At 43.0% G+C, this 16,113-nt stretch carries 15 protein-coding genes, 1 tRNA gene, 1 other RNA gene and 1 other annotated feature; of the genes, 4 read left to right on the top strand and 13 right to left on the bottom strand.

All coding sequences use genetic code 11. The features are described 5' to 3' along the window. Positions 1–301: 301 nt before the first annotated feature. The 7 genes from GJU40_RS18685 to tadA all read right to left on the bottom strand — a co-directional run bounded on the left by GJU40_RS18685 (position 302) and on the right by tadA (position 4,519). The gene (locus GJU40_RS18685) at positions 302–577 is read right to left on the bottom strand and encodes a pro-sigmaK processing inhibitor BofA family protein (protein ID WP_343031625.1); all 276 of its coding nucleotides are present in this window, start codon (positions 575–577) and stop codon (positions 302–304) included. Positions 578–639: 62 nt separating this feature from the next. After that, on the bottom strand, positions 640–858 hold the full coding sequence (locus GJU40_RS18680) for a YaaL family protein (RefSeq protein ID WP_154309568.1): 219 nt from the start codon (positions 856–858) through the stop codon (positions 640–642). 12 nt (positions 859–870) lie between these two features. Then, on the bottom strand, positions 871–1,467 hold the full coding sequence (gene recR / locus GJU40_RS18675; RefSeq protein ID WP_154309567.1) for a recombination mediator RecR: 597 nt from the start codon (positions 1,465–1,467) through the stop codon (positions 871–873). A gap of 15 nt (positions 1,468–1,482) precedes the next feature. Next, positions 1,483–1,809: a YbaB/EbfC family nucleoid-associated protein gene (locus tag GJU40_RS18670; protein WP_154309570.1), complete on the bottom strand. Its 327-nt coding sequence runs from the start codon at positions 1,807–1,809 to the stop codon at positions 1,483–1,485. Positions 1,810–1,831: 22 nt separating this feature from the next. After that, positions 1,832–3,523, bottom strand: coding sequence for a DNA polymerase III subunit gamma/tau (gene dnaX, locus GJU40_RS18665; RefSeq protein WP_343031624.1), 1,692 nt, complete (start codon positions 3,521–3,523; stop codon positions 1,832–1,834). A 161-nt stretch (positions 3,524–3,684) separates the two neighbouring features. Next, positions 3,685–3,949, bottom strand: an RNA gene (gene ffs / locus GJU40_RS18660) — signal recognition particle sRNA large type. A gap of 99 nt (positions 3,950–4,048) precedes the next feature. Further along, positions 4,049–4,519 carry a tRNA adenosine(34) deaminase TadA gene (gene tadA, locus GJU40_RS18655; protein ID WP_154309565.1) on the bottom strand — a complete coding sequence of 157 codons (471 nt, stop codon included), beginning with the start codon at positions 4,517–4,519 and terminating at the stop codon, positions 4,049–4,051. Positions 4,520–4,642: 123 nt separating this feature from the next. On the opposite strand from tadA, the gene GJU40_RS18650 reads away from it, so the two are divergent. The 3 genes from GJU40_RS18650 (at position 4,643) to GJU40_RS18640 (ending at position 7,419) form a co-directional block, all read left to right on the top strand. Continuing rightward, positions 4,643–5,938 (top strand): glycoside hydrolase family 18 protein, encoded by a 1,296-nt coding sequence (locus GJU40_RS18650; RefSeq protein WP_343031623.1) that lies wholly within the window; start codon positions 4,643–4,645, stop codon positions 5,936–5,938. A 175-nt stretch (positions 5,939–6,113) separates the two neighbouring features. Continuing rightward, positions 6,114–6,767: a deoxynucleoside kinase gene (locus GJU40_RS18645; protein WP_154309563.1), complete on the top strand. Its 654-nt coding sequence runs from the start codon at positions 6,114–6,116 to the stop codon at positions 6,765–6,767. After that, positions 6,751–7,419 carry a deoxynucleoside kinase gene (locus GJU40_RS18640; protein ID WP_154309562.1) on the top strand — a complete coding sequence of 223 codons (669 nt, stop codon included), beginning with the start codon at positions 6,751–6,753 and terminating at the stop codon, positions 7,417–7,419. Before GJU40_RS18645 ends, GJU40_RS18640 begins: the two co-directional genes overlap by 17 nt. A 224-nt stretch (positions 7,420–7,643) precedes the next feature. On the opposite strand, the gene GJU40_RS18635 is transcribed toward GJU40_RS18640, so the two are convergent. The 6 genes from GJU40_RS18635 to guaB all read right to left on the bottom strand — a co-directional run bounded on the left by GJU40_RS18635 (position 7,644) and on the right by guaB (position 14,087). Then, a tRNA-Ser gene (locus GJU40_RS18635) sits at positions 7,644–7,736 on the bottom strand. 65 nt (positions 7,737–7,801) lie between these two features. Then, positions 7,802–9,079: a serine--tRNA ligase gene (serS, locus tag GJU40_RS18630; protein ID WP_154309561.1), complete on the bottom strand. Its 1,278-nt coding sequence runs from the start codon at positions 9,077–9,079 to the stop codon at positions 7,802–7,804. Between the two features lie 76 nt (positions 9,080–9,155). Further along, positions 9,156–9,371 (bottom strand) — a binding site (T-box leader). 62 nt (positions 9,372–9,433) lie between these two features. Next, positions 9,434–10,015, bottom strand: coding sequence for a pyridoxal 5'-phosphate synthase glutaminase subunit PdxT (gene pdxT / locus GJU40_RS18625; RefSeq protein WP_154309560.1), 582 nt, complete (start codon positions 10,013–10,015; stop codon positions 9,434–9,436). Positions 10,016–10,033: 18 nt separating this feature from the next. Further along, positions 10,034–10,918, bottom strand: a complete 885-nt coding sequence (gene pdxS / locus GJU40_RS18620; RefSeq protein ID WP_154309559.1) for a pyridoxal 5'-phosphate synthase lyase subunit PdxS — start codon at positions 10,916–10,918, stop codon at positions 10,034–10,036. Between the two features lie 205 nt (positions 10,919–11,123). Then, positions 11,124–12,488: a D-alanyl-D-alanine carboxypeptidase family protein gene (locus GJU40_RS18615; RefSeq protein WP_154309558.1), complete on the bottom strand. Its 1,365-nt coding sequence runs from the start codon at positions 12,486–12,488 to the stop codon at positions 11,124–11,126. 132 nt (positions 12,489–12,620) lie between these two features. Beyond that, a complete protein-coding gene (gene guaB / locus GJU40_RS18610; RefSeq protein WP_154309557.1) occupies positions 12,621–14,087 on the bottom strand; it encodes an IMP dehydrogenase in 1,467 nt (488 codons plus the stop codon). Positions 14,088–14,200: 113 nt separating this feature from the next. Between guaB and GJU40_RS18605 the strand changes: the two genes are divergently transcribed. Next, positions 14,201–15,178 carry a YaaC family protein gene (locus GJU40_RS18605; RefSeq protein WP_154309556.1) on the top strand — a complete coding sequence of 326 codons (978 nt, stop codon included), beginning with the start codon at positions 14,201–14,203 and terminating at the stop codon, positions 15,176–15,178. Positions 15,179–16,113 lie beyond the last annotated feature (935 nt).

The raw sequence follows: 16,113 nt of genomic DNA, 5'->3' as shown, positions 1-16,113 counted from the left end.
TAGGCACGCCGCCAGCGTTCGTCCTGAGCCAGGATCAAACTCTCCAATAAGATTGTTTGACTTGCTCATAGTAAAAAATTTAAAACATTTAACGTTGACGTTCTGCTTTGTTTAGTTTTCAAAGAACTGTTTAGCCGCAACAGCGACTTAATAATACTACCATCTCTACACCAATAAGTCAACAACTATTTTCAACAGATTATATTGTCCGTTTTTCGTGTTATTTATTAGCGACGAATAATAATTTAACATTTTTAATAACTGGTGTCAATAAAAAAAGGTAAATGTTTTTCATTTACCTTTAAGAGAGAATAAACACTTTCATAATCATCAGCGCTGCTATGCCCGGAAGTCCCAAAAGACCAGAGACAGCTGCGGTTGCAGGATTGATTGGGACATGAATATCAAAGCTTGATCCAAAGGCATTTAAGAAAAACAGCAGAATTGCTCCTATCATGACTTTCACGAACAAACGGCCAAGAAGCTTCAAGGGATTGATAGACGCTCCTGCAAAAAGCAGAATCAGAATGAGTCCCCCTATAATAGAAAAAACAAAAACAGGTTCCAAACATGCCACTTCCTTTAACTTGATCTTTGTACAAGTTATGTAGGAGGCAGAAAATTAGAACCTGTCCCTCATTATAGTTTTATGGTTACATTTCTTCGTTTGGCTTCCCTCAGCAAAAACAGGTATTTAGATTCTGCTGTTTGAAGATTTATCATGACTTCAGGGGAAGGCTCCATACTTTGTTCAATCAGTTTTCTCTGACGGGCCCACTCTTCTTTCTTCTCAATCAGCAGGTCTATCAGCTGCTCGTCAAACTCTTTCCGCAGCCAGTTTTTTCTCCGAAACAGCAACAAAATCTCTCCCTATACTTCTCTTCTTCCTTCCAACGCTTTGGAAAGGGTAACCTCATCTGCGTATTCCAAATCGCCGCCGACCGGGAGGCCATGGGCAATTCTGGTGATTTTAATTCCCGTAGGCTTGAGCAGTCTTGATATATACATGGCAGTCGCTTCCCCTTCTATATTGGGGTTAGTTGCCAGAATGACTTCTTGAACAGTGTCATCCTGCAGCCTTTTTAGCAGATCCGGTATCTTGATGTCTTCTGGTCCGATGCCGTCCATAGGAGATATTGCTCCATGAAGAACATGGTAGAGACCAATATATTCCCGCATTTTTTCCATGGCGATGACATCTTTTGGATCCTGCAGAACGCATATGACAGTTTTGTCTCTTCTTTGATCTTCACAAATATAGCAAGGATCAGAATCTGTAATATGCCCGCATATGGAGCAGTAGGTTAGGTTCCGCTTAGCATTAACGAGAGCCTTGGCAAAATCCAGAACAGTATCTTCCTTCATCCCCAGTACAAAAAACGCCAGGCGAACGGCTGTTTTAGGACCTATGCCCGGCAATTTCATAAAACTGTCAATCAGCTTTGATATTGGTTCAGGGTAGTGCATACAATTCTCATCTCCCTAGAAGAGACCCGGCATGTTCATTCCTTTTGTAAATTGGCCCATTGTCTGGTTGGTTATGTCATCTACTTTTTTCAGGGCGTCATTTGTTGCTGCAAGAACCAGGTCCTGAAGCATTTCAATATCTTCCGGGTCTACTACTTCTTCTTTAATTTGAACTTCAAGTATTTCTTTGTTGCCGTTAGCGATGACTACAACCATCCCGCCGCCTGCTGTACCTTCAATTTGTTTTTCAGCTAGTTCTTCCTGAGCTTTCGCCATATCCTTTTGCATTTTCTGCATTTGTTTCATCATTTTTTGCATATTGCCCATTCCGCCGCCACGCATCATATCTATCTCCTCCATCTAATTAGTCTTTTATTTCAATGAGCTCTTCGCCCGCTATCTTTTTCGCTTCTGCAATAAGCGGGTCTTCTTCGTCATCGGACTGATCATTTTCATCCTGACGCTGCTCATGGATAAATTCTTCTCTTATTTTACCCCATTCCTGTTCGGGGACGCCAATCATTTCAATAGATCTTCCAAGTAAATTCTCCAAAATGGATTGAATATTGGATTGAACACCATTTGTGTTTTCCGAAACCATCTTGCAATGAATCTCATATTTAAACTTCAATATAAAGGAATTCTGAGAAGCAGCAACAGGTTCACTGTCATTTAAAAGGGCTGCATGAGATACTTTATTCTGGCTTTTTAAATACTCCAGCAGTTCGGCCCATTTGCTTTTAAGCGAATCCAGTTCTGGTCTGGATGCTGTTTTAAGGATTTCTTTAATTCTGCCGACAGGTGTTTTATATCCATTTCGGCTGCTTTTTGCAGCAACCTTTGTTTCTTTGGGCTGCTGCTCCTGGGCCTGTACTGTAATACCCTTTTGCTTTAACTGCTGCACTTCGTTCTGGAGGCTTGTTATTTTATCCAGCAGCTCTGTATAAGTCTGGTCACTGCCGGAAGGAGCAGCTGAGGGCTGGCACAGTCTTACCATTGCCACTTCCAGAAAAATTCTCGGGTGATTCGTCCATTTCATTTCCTGCTGGCTTTTGTTGAGGATATCTATAATTTCGTAAATTTCCTGAGGCTTTACCATTTCAGCCAGCTTTTTGAACTGTTCGTCAACAGCTGCTCTTTCCATGATTTCTTCAAGCCGGGGTGCGGCCTGATACAGGAGCATGTCACGGTAATAATAAATAAGATCTTCAATAAACCTCGCAGCATCTTTTCCCTGTCTCATTAATTCGTCCAGCGCTGATAAGGCACCTGATGCATCTTTTCTATGAATAGAGTCAGCCATACCTGCAATGAGAGAGTGTGAAACTGATCCGGTTACTAACAGGGCATCCTCAAGGGTTACTGTTTCTTCACTATAAGACACGGCCTGATCCAGCAGGCTGAGAGCATCCCTCATACCTCCATCAGCCGCACTCGCAATGATATTCAGTGCCTGTTCATCCACCGTGATGCTTTGATGCTGAATGATGTCCTGCATTCTTCCTACTATTGCAGCAGCTGTAATCCGTTTGAAGTCAAACCGCTGACAGCGGGATATAATTGTCAAAGGAATTTTATGGGGCTCTGTTGTCGCCAGTATAAAAATAACATGCTGGGGCGGTTCTTCCAGCGTTTTTAAAAGTGCGTTGAAAGCACCAATCGAAAGCATGTGAACCTCATCCACAATATATACTTTATATTTAACAGAAGAGGGAGCATACTTGACTTTGTCCCTGATGTCACGAATTTCATCCACACCGTTGTTGGATGCCGCATCTATTTCAATCACATCCGAAATAGTACCGTCTGTAATTCCTCTGCAGGCAGAGCATTCGTTGCACGGTTCCGATACAGGCGCGCGCTCGCAGTTGACTGCTTTTGAAAAAATCTTGGCAGCACTGGTTTTCCCTGTGCCCCTTGGTCCAGAGAAAAGGTAGGCATGCGAGAATTTCCCATGAAGCAGGGCATTCTGCAATGTTTGTGTAATATGTTCCTGGCCAACGACATCTCTGAACTGCTGCGGCCTCCATACACGGTATAGTGCTTGATAACTCACGAAATGCCCTCCCTTCGCTTTTTTCATTCTCATTATACATGAAGCACTTATTTATTTACAAAAGAACTTTGTGAACTGTCTGGACATAGGGACAGACAGATTTGTTCTCAGGAATACAAAAAACCCACTCTAAAAGAGTGAGTTTATATATGTAGTAACTGCCGTGCACCCTCTGTCGATTAGCAGCCATAAGCGTTACTCAAGCAGTTAGCTCAGCCCAGGCGACCCTGCGGCACATGGAAGGTTCCACTTAATGCTGCTTCCTTCCGGACCTGACATGGTTCATGGATTCCCATTGCGCAGGACCCAGACGTCAACACCACTTACTTGAGGCAGACCCTACAGTCTGCTAACCTCGAGAGGGAATTCAGCCTCGCTAGAGCGGATTGCGAGTACAGGACACCGCTACCTCCCCGCTTAGCACGACAAAATTGATACCATATGAAGTGTGTCATCTGACACAAACTAAGTATACATGTTCTGATAATAAAAAGCAACGTTCTGCATCTGTCAATAACTGTAAGATTACTTCTTCTTTTTCTTTTCTCTTATTCTTCGGAAAAAACTTGTGAGAAGCTCTCCGCATTCTTCACCTTTTATTCCCTTGACCACTTCTACCTGGTGATTAAACCGGCTGTCGTCAAGCAGATTCATCAATGTGCCTGCACATCCTCCCTTAGGATCGGAAGCACCGTACACAACCCGCTTTACCCTCGAGAGAACCATTGCCCCGGCACACATTGGACACGGCTCCAGCGTCACATACAGCGTTGTGTCTTCAAGCCTCCAGGAACCGAGCTGCCTGCATGCTTCATCAATAGCCAGTATTTCTGCGTGCGCGATAGAGCGCTGTTCCATCTCACGCAGGTTATGGGCCCTGGCCAGGACTATGCCCTCTTTTACAATTACAGCACCGATAGGCACTTCCCCTGCCTCTTCTGCGAGCCTCGCCTCTTCGATCGCCAGCTCCATAAAATAGTCGTCATTTCTTAACATATTATCACCCTGATTGATTTATATAGCTAGTGTAGCACACTCCTCCATTATTAAAAAAATAGGAACATATCCGCTCCTGCCCTTCATACACTTTACCAAGACATTTTTTCAGGAGGAATGACCGTGCAAATACATACAGTGTCAGCGGGACAAACCCTTACCGACATAGCGGAAGCTTACGGCACAACAGCAGCTGAGATCACCCGTACCAATGAGCTCCCTAATCCAGATCAGCTGGTGGTTGGACAATCGCTTGTTATACCAATTAGAGGCCGTTTTTATTTTGTACAGCCCGGAGACAGCCTCTGGTCCATTTCCAGGAGGTTTGGAACCACGGTAGAAGAACTGGGCAGAATCAACCAGCTTGATATAAACCGTCCTCTCTCAATCGGCCTCAGGCTCTATATTCCTGAAGGACCAAAGCGTGCAGCCGAGATCAATGCCTATGTTGAACCAAGAGGCGAACAGGTTGCTCCTGCGCTGGAACAGGCTGCAAGAGATGCCGCCCCTTACTTAACCTATTTAGGACCGTTCAGCTTTCAAATTCAAAGAGATGGTTCATTAAGAGAACCGCTTCTCAACAATTTTCCCGCTATAGCACAGGAAAACAATGTTACTCTAATGATGATATTGACGAACCTTGAAAATGATCAATTTAGTGATGAGCTGGGCAGAATCATACTGAATGATCAGACTGTTCAAAACACCTTGCTTGATAATATAGTCGCTGCAGCAAGAAAATACGGATTCAGGGATATACACTTTGATTTGGAATATTTGAGGCCTGAAGACAGAGAAGCGTACAACACCTTCCTCAGGAAAGCGCGTGACCGTTTTAAAGGAGAAGGATGGCTGATTTCAACTGCACTTGCTCCCAAAACGGAAGCAGGACAAAAAGGGAAATGGTATGAAGCACACGATTACAAAGCACATGGAGAGATTGTTGATTTTGTGATTATCATGACGTACGAATGGGGCTACAGCGGCGGTCCTGCCCAGGCTGTCTCTCCTATTGGACCTGTTCGGCAGGTGCTGGAGTATGCCTTAACAGAAATGCCTGCCGAAAAAATTATGATGGGGCAGAATTTGTACGGCTATGACTGGACACTTCCTTTTGTACAGGGTGGAGAATATGCGAGAGCGATCAGCCCTCAGCAGGCCATTCAGCTGGCCGCACGCTACAATGTTCCTATCTCTTACAATGAAAGGGCACAGGCGCCTACTTTCACTTATACAGATGAAGAAGGAAGGCAGCATGAGGTCTGGTTTGAAGATGCCCGTTCCATTCAAGCTAAATTTGATTTAATAAAAGAGCTGGATTTAAGGGGAATCAGCTACTGGAAGCTCGGCCTCTCATTTCCGCAGAATTGGCTGCTGATTGCAGATAATTTTAATGTAGAAAAAAAGACGATATCTTGAGGAATCGTCTTTTTTTGCGGCTGTTGGAGCGGAGGCAAAACTCCGGCTGCTGTGGTAATTATTGAGAATAGCAATATTTTCAATTAGTGAGAGCGGATTAGGGTACACTGTGATACAATAAAATACGTCTGTTTAAAAGTAACGGCTTTTTTTATGTGTTAAAGGAGGAACCGGGATGATAGGAACACCCTTCATTACTGTTGAAGGACCCATAGGAGTTGGAAAAACTTCTTTGGCAAAGGAGATCAGCCAGTATTATCAATATCATTTGCTCAAAGAGATAGTAGATGAAAACCCGTTTTTGGGTAAATTTTATGAAAATATCGATGAGTGGAGCTTTCAAACCGAAATGTTTTTCCTTTGCAATCGATATAAACAGCTTGAGGATATTCAAACACACTACCTGGATAAAAAATTGCCGGTAGTTGCTGATTACCATATATATAAAAATATGATTTTTGCCATGAGAACATTAAAAGATGGACAGTATGATAAGTACACACAAATCTACAAAATTTTGACCATGGATATGCCAAAGCCGAACCTGATTATCTATTTGCATGCAAGCCTGGATACTCTTCTGGAACGGATTGAAAAAAGAGGAAGAGCGATTGAAAAGAACATAGATCCCCTATACTTAAAGCAGCTTTCAGAGGATTATGAAACAGCGATGGCCCGCTGGGAGGAAGAGCATCCGGAAACTCCAGTGCTGCGATTTGACGGGGATACCCTGGACTTTGTCCAAAATCCTCAGGATCTGCTGGATATCTTTCATAAGCTGGATGCTACACTTCAAAAAGGAGCCATTACCAATGAATTTACGAGATAAATACGGAATTCCCCATCATGCAGTCATTACGATTGCGGGAACTGTAGGAGTCGGCAAATCAACAATGACAAACGCCCTTGCGCAGGCACTTGATTTTAAGACTTCCTTTGAAAAAGTAGATACAAATCCTTATTTGGACAAATTTTATGCAGATTTTGAAAGATGGAGCTTTCATCTTCAGATTTATTTTCTTGCAGAAAGGTTCAAGGAGCAGAAAAGAATATTTGAATATGGAGGCGGCTTTATTCAAGACCGTTCCATTTATGAAGATACAGGGATTTTTGCAAAAATGCATTATGAAAAAGGAACAATGACTCCGGTTGACTTTGAAACCTACACTAATCTTTTCGAAGCAATGGTCATGACTCCTTATTTTCCTCACCCGGATCTATTAATTTATCTGGAAGGAAGCCTTGATGACATCCTTGCCCGCATTACTGAGAGGGGCCGTCCGATGGAACAGCAAACACCCGTTTCTTATTGGGAGGAAATGCATGCAAGATATGAAAACTGGGTGAACAACTTTAACTCCTGCCCTGTTATGCGCATCAACATCAATGATTACGATATTGTTGCCAACGAAAATTCTATTGAACCTATTGTAGAAAGAGTAGGCTACTTTCTTGAGCAATCCAGATTATTAAAAAAATAACTTACTCCCGCCGGTGCTCCGGCGGTTTTTTTATTTAGAAGACTGTCACGGATTTTTTATGTTTCTTCTCAGCCTGTTCTATGTTGTGCCTAAGATACATTGAATGCAGGGTTGTGTAACAGAAGCATTACATAAAAAAAAGACCTGCAAAGGTGCAGGTCCCAAAATGTAATCTCCAATTTATGCGCAATTAGTTAATTAAAAGTTTAAGTTTAATTAAAATATGGAGGAGGAAGAGGGATTCGAACCCCCGCGGGCTTTGACACCCCTGTCGGTTTTCAAGACCGATCCCTTCAGCCAGACTTGGGTATTCCTCCGTATCGACAAGCATAAATATATCATAGATACTTTATGCCTGTCAATATTATTTTATACTTTTTTCTTATTTTGAAATAACTGTTTTATTTCCCATGTACGGTTGAAGAACTTCAGGGATGATGACACTGCCGTCTTCCTGCTGATAATTTTCCAGAATCGCCGCAACAGTACGCCCGATTGCAAGACCTGAACCGTTAATTGTATGAACATGTTCCGGCTTGCCCTTTTGTTCTCTTCTAAACCGGATATTTGCTCTGCGTGCCTGAAACGCTTCGAAGTTGCTGCAAGAAGAAATTTCACGATATGTCCCGTAGCTTGGAATCCAAACTTCGATGTCATACTTTTTGGCTGCGGTAAAGCCAAGATCTGCAGTACACATGCTCAACACCCTGTATGGAAGCCCGAGAAGCTGAAGAACTTTTTCAGCATGTCCTGTCAGCTTTTCAAGCTCATTATAAGATTCCTCTGGCTTTACAAATTTCACAAGCTCTACTTTGTTAAATTGATGCTGCCTGATCAAACCTCTTGTATCTCTTCCAGCAGAACCTGCTTCAGAACGGAAGCATGCACTGTAGGCAGCATAGTTGATTGGCAGGCTGTCACCCGGAAGAATTTCGTCTCTGTGAAAGTTTGTGACCGGCACTTCGGCAGTCGGAACCAAAAAGTATTCCTCACCGGCAATCTTGAATGCATCCTCCTCAAATTTAGGAAGCTGTCCTGTACCTGTCATGCTGTCACGGTTCACAATGAAAGGCGGCATCATTTCTGTATAGCCGTGCTCATCCACGTGGAGATCAAGCATAAAGCTCATCAGCGCTCTTTCAAGCCTTGCACCTAACCCTTTATAAAAAACAAAGCGGCTACCTGTCACTTTCCCTGCACGCTCAAAATCAAGAATGCTCAGCCCGTCTGCAATGTCCCAGTGAGGCTTTGCCTCAAAGCTGAATTGGGGAAGGCTGCCCCACTGCCGGATTTCTTCATTATCATCTTCAGATTCACCGACCGGAACTGATTCATGCGGAATATTCGGAATGGCCAGGAGAATGTTCTCGACCTTTTCTTCCACTTCTCTCAATTCCTCATCATAACCTTTAATTTTATCTCCCACTTCTCTCATTTCGCTGATGAGGTGGTCTGCGTCTTGTTTTTCCCTCTTCAGGGCCGCCACCTGCGCAGAGACTTCATTTCTTCTGCTTTTTAATTCTTCGGTAGCAACAATGAGTTCTCTTCTTCTTTTATCAAGCTCTTCAAACTGATCAAAATCTGATAAATCTTCTCCACGGTGTTTCAGCTTTGCTTTTACTTCATCAAAATTGGCTCTCAACGCTTTTATATCAAGCATTATTTACAACTCCTTCATAGATATGAGCAATCAAGCATTTCAGGAGTGCAGCAAATAAAAAAACTCCCGTCCCCAATGAAGGGACGAGAGTTACCCGCGTTGCCACCCTACTTGAGGATTACATACATCCTCCAGCTTCAAGAATAACGGCTTAAACCGGAAATGCTTACTAAATCACCTGTTCAGCATTTCATTCAAGGATGGATTCACAGGAGCCTACCACTGATTTGCACCGTCCACCAGCTCTCTAAAGATAGCTCTGCCTGTTACTGCTTCCTGTCATAACGTTGATCGCTCATTTAATTTATACATAATTTACTATAAGTTTGAATCAAATACAAGGCTTTTATGCAGCTAGTTTTTCTTCGCCTCTTCAGCCATTTTCAAAAACAGCTGTGTCATGCGGTGATCATCAGTCAATTCCGGATGAAAAGAACAGCCGAGGAACTGACCCTGCCTTGCCGCAACAATTCTTCCGTTATGCTTGGAGAGAATTTCAACATCTTCGCCTGCCTCCACAATATGCGGAGCTCGGATAAAGACGCCGACAAAGTCCTCAGCCACATCCGTAATGTTCAGTTCCGCTTCAAAGCTTTCCTTTTGGCGTCCAAAAGAATTTCTCTCAACGGTAATATCCATCACACCCAAATGAGGCTGATCCTGGCCCTTAATGTTGCTCGCAAGAAGAATTAACCCAGCACAAGTGCCAAACATCGGTTTTTCCTGCCCGGCAAATTGCCTGAGCGGTTCCATAAAACCATATTTGTCAATCAAGCGGCGCATTGTTGTGCTCTCGCCGCCGGGAATAATAAGTCCATCAAGGTCTGCAAGCTGTTCCGGGTTTTTGACCAAAACTGCCTCTGCGCCCGAAGCTTCAATAGAACGGACATGCTCTCTGACTGCACCTTGAAGGCCAAGTACACCTATTTTCAGCATCACAATACTCCTTTTTACTTACCAGCCGCGTTCCTGCATGCGTTCGTTTGGAAGAAGAGAGGAAATCTCAATTCCCTTCATTGCGTTACCCAAATTTTTGGAAAGCTTTGCAATCAGCTCATAGTCCTGATAATGAGTGGTTGCTTCAACAATAGAACGGGCAAATTTAGCTGGATTGTCTGATTTGAAAATTCCGGATCCTACAAAAACACCATCAGCGCCAAGCTGCATCATTAAAGCAGCATCAGCAGGCGTAGCTACCCCGCCGGCTGCAAAATTCACAACAGGCAGACGGCCTTCTTGCTTAATTTGAAGAAGAAGCTCAAACGGCGCACCAATGTTCTTTGCCTCTGTCATTAACTCATCTTCACTCATGTTGGAAACCTTGCGGATCTGAGCATTTACTTTTCTCATATGTCTGACAGCTTCTACAATATTGCCTGTTCCAGGCTCGCCTTTTGTACGAAGCATAGAAGCTCCTTCTGCAATACGGCGTGTTGCTTCACCAAGGTCACGGCATCCGCATACAAATGGAACTGTAAAATCACGTTTATATAAGTGATACTCCTCATCAGCTGGAGTCAGCACTTCACTTTCATCTATATAGTCAACACCCATTGCTTCCAGCACGCGAGCTTCAACAATATGCCCGATACGCGCCTTTGCCATAACAGGAATAGACACTGCATTCATTACGTCTTCTACGATTGTTGGATCCGCCATGCGGGCAACTCCGCCTGCAGCCCTGATATCTGCAGGAACACGCTCAAGAGCCATTACTGCAACCGCACCTGCTTCTTCAGCAATTTTTGCTTGTTCTGCATTTACTACATCCATGATCACGCCGCCTTTTTGCATTTCTGCCATGCCGCGTTTCACTCGATCAGTACCTGTACTTGCCATTCTGTTTGTCCCCCTAATCATGGTCTATCTAACATATGAATCATCATATAGGCTTATTTTATCCTAACTGATGTAAAAATCCTATTAAAATAATTTGATTTTTCCCCCTGTGCAGTACATGCACGTGAACAACTGCACAATTTTCAATCATCACAGCAAAAAGAAGTCGTTTTAAGAAAAAACTCCCTTTTCAGGGAGCTCAACATTAAAATAATCCTTTAATTGCACCTACTGTGTTATTCCAAAGTCCGCCAAAAAATCCTGTGACGCCTCTCATGGAAAGGACAAACCAGTTGGCTTTTTCCACACTTTCCTTCGCAACAAGCTGGGTATCAGAGGAATTAGAAAGAAATCCATAATCTGTATCCCCGCCTGTATATTCAACAGTCATATAACCGAGTGCTTCACCTTTTTCAACTGGTGCAGCAATATCTCCATTATCATTTAACTTGTCTTCATTAATCTGAAACTTTGGCTGATAATTCTCTTTCTCTCCACGCTTTACAGCCATTGTATAGGCAGTTTTTGTTTCAAGCTCAACAGTCTTCTGCTTACCTTTGTCCACTGTTACAGAAGTTTGTGCTTCATCCTGGTAATTCTGAGGGAAAAGCTCTTCAACTGTGAAATTATTATATGCATAATCAAGCAATTTTTTTGTTTCATTGAAGCGTGGAGTATGAAGGCTGCCTTTGTCGTCTTTCGCATTCATTACAACTGTTACAACACGCATACCATTTCGCTCTGCAGTAGACGTAAAGCTGGAGCCTGCAGACTTTGTGGAGCCTGTTTTTAGTCCGTCAACACCCTCTGTTTCAAAAAGAAGGCCGGGAAGCATCCAGTTCCAGTTATCCATCTTGATCGCATCGTCTGTGCCTTCTCTGAATACTTTTCTCGATGTGCTTGCTGTTTCCAGAATTTCTGGAAAATCTGTGACGATTGCGGATGAAAGAATGGCCATGTCCCTTGCTGAGACAGTATTTTCACCATCCGGATCTGTTCCTTCCGGATGTACGCCAAGCAAATCTTTATTATCAAGGCCTGTTGCATTCACAAATTTATACTGAGTCAAGCCTAATTCTTTTGCTTTTTCATTCATTTCCTTAACAAAATTCGTCTCTGATCCTGACACCATCTCAGCAAGTCCGATTGCGGCGCCATTTGCTGAGTAAATGGCCATAGCATCAAACAATTCCCTGGCTTGATATGTACCATCCTCGCGAAGAGGGACGTTTGAAAGTCCTCTATTTTGGGAAATACGATAAACGTAATTGCTGGGCGTGTAGGTCTGATCCCAGTTCAGGCGTCCCTCATTTACAGCTTCAAGGACGAGATACTCAGTCATAACCTTTGCCATACTTGCAATTGGGAGCTGCTCATCTATATTTTTTCCATAAAGAATTTTACCTGTGGACGCTTCTACTAGGATTGCTGCACTTGCATTAATGGCCAAAGGGTCGTTCTGCGCTGATGCTTGCTGAAAAGGCAGCAGAGTTCCTGCTAGCAATACTGCAGCGAAAATAAGGGACGTTAAACGATTAAATTTCTTGCTGATCAAATCTTCTACCTCCATACATTTTCTCTATATTTATCTTATTTAATTGTCTTTTCACACATACAAAAATCATTCTATCATAGATACTATTAAAAAAATAGACAGAGTCTATGACTCTGCCATAAGTAATTCATATTCAGGTCCTTCTTCCTACTGCCTTGAATAATTTGGTGCCTCTTTTGTTATTTGAACATCATGCGGATGACTTTCCTGAAGCCCTGCTCCGGTCATGCGGATAAACTGTGCATGTTCGCGCAGCTCCGTCAGATTCTTTGTCCCGCAATATCCCATTCCTGAACGGATGCCTCCTGTCAGCTGATAAATTGATTCAGCCAGCGGCCCTTTATAGGCAATGCGGCCCTCAATTCCCTCAGGAACGAACTTTTTGTTGTCTTCCTGGAAATAACGATCCTTGCTTCCTTTTTCCATGGCACCGACAGAACCCATGCCTCTGTACACCTTAAATCTTCTTCCCTGAAAAATCTCAGTCTGGCCAGGGCTTTCAGAGGTTCCTGCAAGAAGGCTTCCAAGCATCACTGCATGTCCTCCTGCAGCAAGTGCTTTTACAATGTCTCCGGAATATTTAATACCGCCATCTGCAATGATGGATACCCCGTGCTTCCTGGCTTCCGTTGCACAATCATATACAGCGGTAATCTGCGGAACACCAACACCTGCCACCACGCGCGTCGTACAAATTGATCCAGGCCCAATACCAACCTTGACGACGTTCGCTCCAGCTTCAATCAATTCTCTTGTAGCTTCACCAGTTGCCACATTTCCTGCAATAATATTCAGATTCGGATAAAGCTCTCTAATGGAAGCAACAGTCTCAAGCACTCCCTTAGAATGTCCATGGGCAGTGTCTACAACAATCGCATCCACACCTGCTTTGACCAGCTTTTCAATTCTGATCATAGAATCACCAGTCACGCCCACGGCAGCTCCAACCAGCAGCCTTCCGTGTGAATCTTTTGCAGAATGCGGAAACTCAATGACTTTTTCTATATCTTTAATCGTAATGAGGCCTTTCAGCACTCCACTTTCATCTACTAGGGGCAATTTTTCAATCTTATACTTCTGAAGAATACTTTCTGCTTCATGCAGGGTTGTACCCACCGGCGCAGTAACAAGATTTTCCTTCGTCATCACATCTGAAATTTGGATAGAATAATCCTGGATAAACCTCATATCACGGTTTGTAATAATGCCAACCAGCTTTTGCTCGTCCTCATTATTCACAACAGGAACACCTGAAATACGGTATTTACCCATCAAATGCTCCGCATCAAAAACCTGATGGTCCGGAGTCAGATAAAAAGGATCTGTAATTACGCCTCTCTCAGATCTCTTTACCTTGTCAACCTGCTCAGCCTGCTGTTCAATGGACATATTTTTATGAATAATGCCCATTCCCCCCTGCCTCGCCATCGCAATCGCCATTTCAGCTTCTGTAACAGTATCCATTCCGGCACTAATAACTGGAATATTCAACTTCAGAGTGGGTGTAAGCTCGACACTGAGGCTCACATCTCTGGGCAAAACCTCTGATTTTGCTGGTATTAACAAAACATCATCAAACGTTAATCCTTCTTTTACAAACTTACTTTCCCACATAGTAAAGCCCCCTATTCGGCAAAATATTATTAGTAGCTTAACAACTGCTTAGAAGAGTGTCAATCTAATGTAGATTATTTTAAATATTCAGAACAAAGATGGAGTGAACAAAGTTGTCACATACTGACATTTGGCACCGCTACCAATCCTTTCATTCCACAGAAACGGTTCAGCGCTGCCTCGAAAAAATATATAAAAACAAAAGAATAGAAGCACCACAGGAAAAAGCCTATCAAAACGGCTATTCATTTATCTATTATCTCAAGCATGCCGAGAACTTTTTTATCCAAGGGAAAAACGCTCCCCTTGCCATACAGCCTCTCCTGTATTTTTACGGTCTCACCCAGCTGCTTAAAGCCTGCTTATTAACAGTAGATCCTGACTACCCTGCAAGCTCATCAGTCCTGGCACACGGCGTTACCTCAAGAAAAAGAAAAAAACAACACTACTGCTTTTTTGAAGATGAAGTAAAAATTCAAAGAAACGGACTGTATGATCATGTCTCTGTTATTCTGTTCGGCCAAAAGCAGCAGGGAATGGAAAAATACACAATGAACCAGCTGCTCTCCAGAATCCCTGAACTTGCCGATTCCTATCTATTTCACAGGGAAGAACGTCCTTTAACAAAAGTCACAGTCGAAGCAAACAAACTGTACCTGACAGAACCAATGGCAGCACAATATCACATGTCCATCGGCAGACTGCAGGAATTCCTGCAATATAACATCAACCACAAACAAACAACAGATCTGCCTGGCACCGTACTTCTGTCAAAAAGCAATATCAACCCGTTCTTTTCTGACTTTCTTATGTACAACTCAACAGAAAAGCAATACTATCTGCCATCAGACAGAGAAAACTGTATCCACTTGCCGGAGCTCCTGACCCACTATCTTCTTCTGTATAACTTAAGCATGATTACCAGATATGAAACAGAATGGTGGTATGATCTGCTCCTGACCCACTCAAACGACAGCTATGTCTTCATCTCGAAATTCCTGGACATATCCTACAGGAAGATCCCGGCATACTGCCTTGAATATCTGCTGCAGGCTCCTGCATGTAATGGCGAGGATCAGGTTGAGTTTTGATGATGGGCAGGGGCTGTGCGGTAAGAAGGCGGAATTGGAGGTGATTTACGGTATTCTGAAGGCGGAGAGCAGTGTTTTTGGAGATGGTGGGTAGAACATATAGGGAGGTTTGTTTATAGTAACTTTGGAATCGTATCATGAGGCGGGGGTTTGTTATAGTAACTTTGAGATTGTAGAACAAAGTGGGGGGGTTTGTTATAGCAACTCTGAGATAGTAGAACAAAGAGGCGGGGTTTGTTATAGCAACTTCGAGATAGTAGAACAAAGTGAGGGGTTTTGTTCTACTATCTTGGGAATTTGGCCTGATAGTAGAACAAAGTAGGCCGGTTTGTTATAGCAACTTTGAGATAGTAGAACAAAGTTGGGGGTTTTGTTATAGCAACTTTGAGATAGTAGAACAAAGAGGCCGGGTTTGTTATAGCAACTTTGAGATAGTATAACAAAGTGGGGGGTTTTGTTATAGCAACTTTGAGATAGTATAACAAAGTGGGGGGTTTTGTTATAGCAACTTTGAGATAGTAGAACAAAGAGGCGGGTTTTGTTATAGCAACTTTGAGATAGTAGAACAAAGCGGGGGGTTTGTTATAGTATCTTGGGAATTTGGCCCGATCGTATAACAAAGTAGGCGGGTTTGTTATAGCAACTTTGAGATAGTAGAACAAAGCGGGGGGTTTTGTTATAGCTTCTTGGAAATTGTATTGCAAATCAGGAAAGAATAGTTAGAGTAAGATCATTTTTAAAATAGCCCCTAACTACCATCAGCCGGTGGAATAAAATAGGCGTAGAGATTCCGCTTATTCGGCAAAAACAGCTAAAATCGGCTGAAATAGAAGTAGGAATTCCGCCTAATCGGCTAAAAGCGCTGGAAATAAACGACTTTTAGCAACATAACCGGAAAAGCTTCCCTTATATTGCCTGAAATTCGCCTTCTTTTT

The sequence above is a fragment of the Metabacillus lacus genome, assembly GCF_009674805.1.
Taxonomy (GTDB): Bacteria; Bacillota; Bacilli; order Bacillales; family Bacillaceae; genus Metabacillus_C; species Metabacillus_C lacus.
Note: the sequence above shows the minus strand (reverse complement) of the source record. Positions and strands in the feature narration are given on the sequence as shown.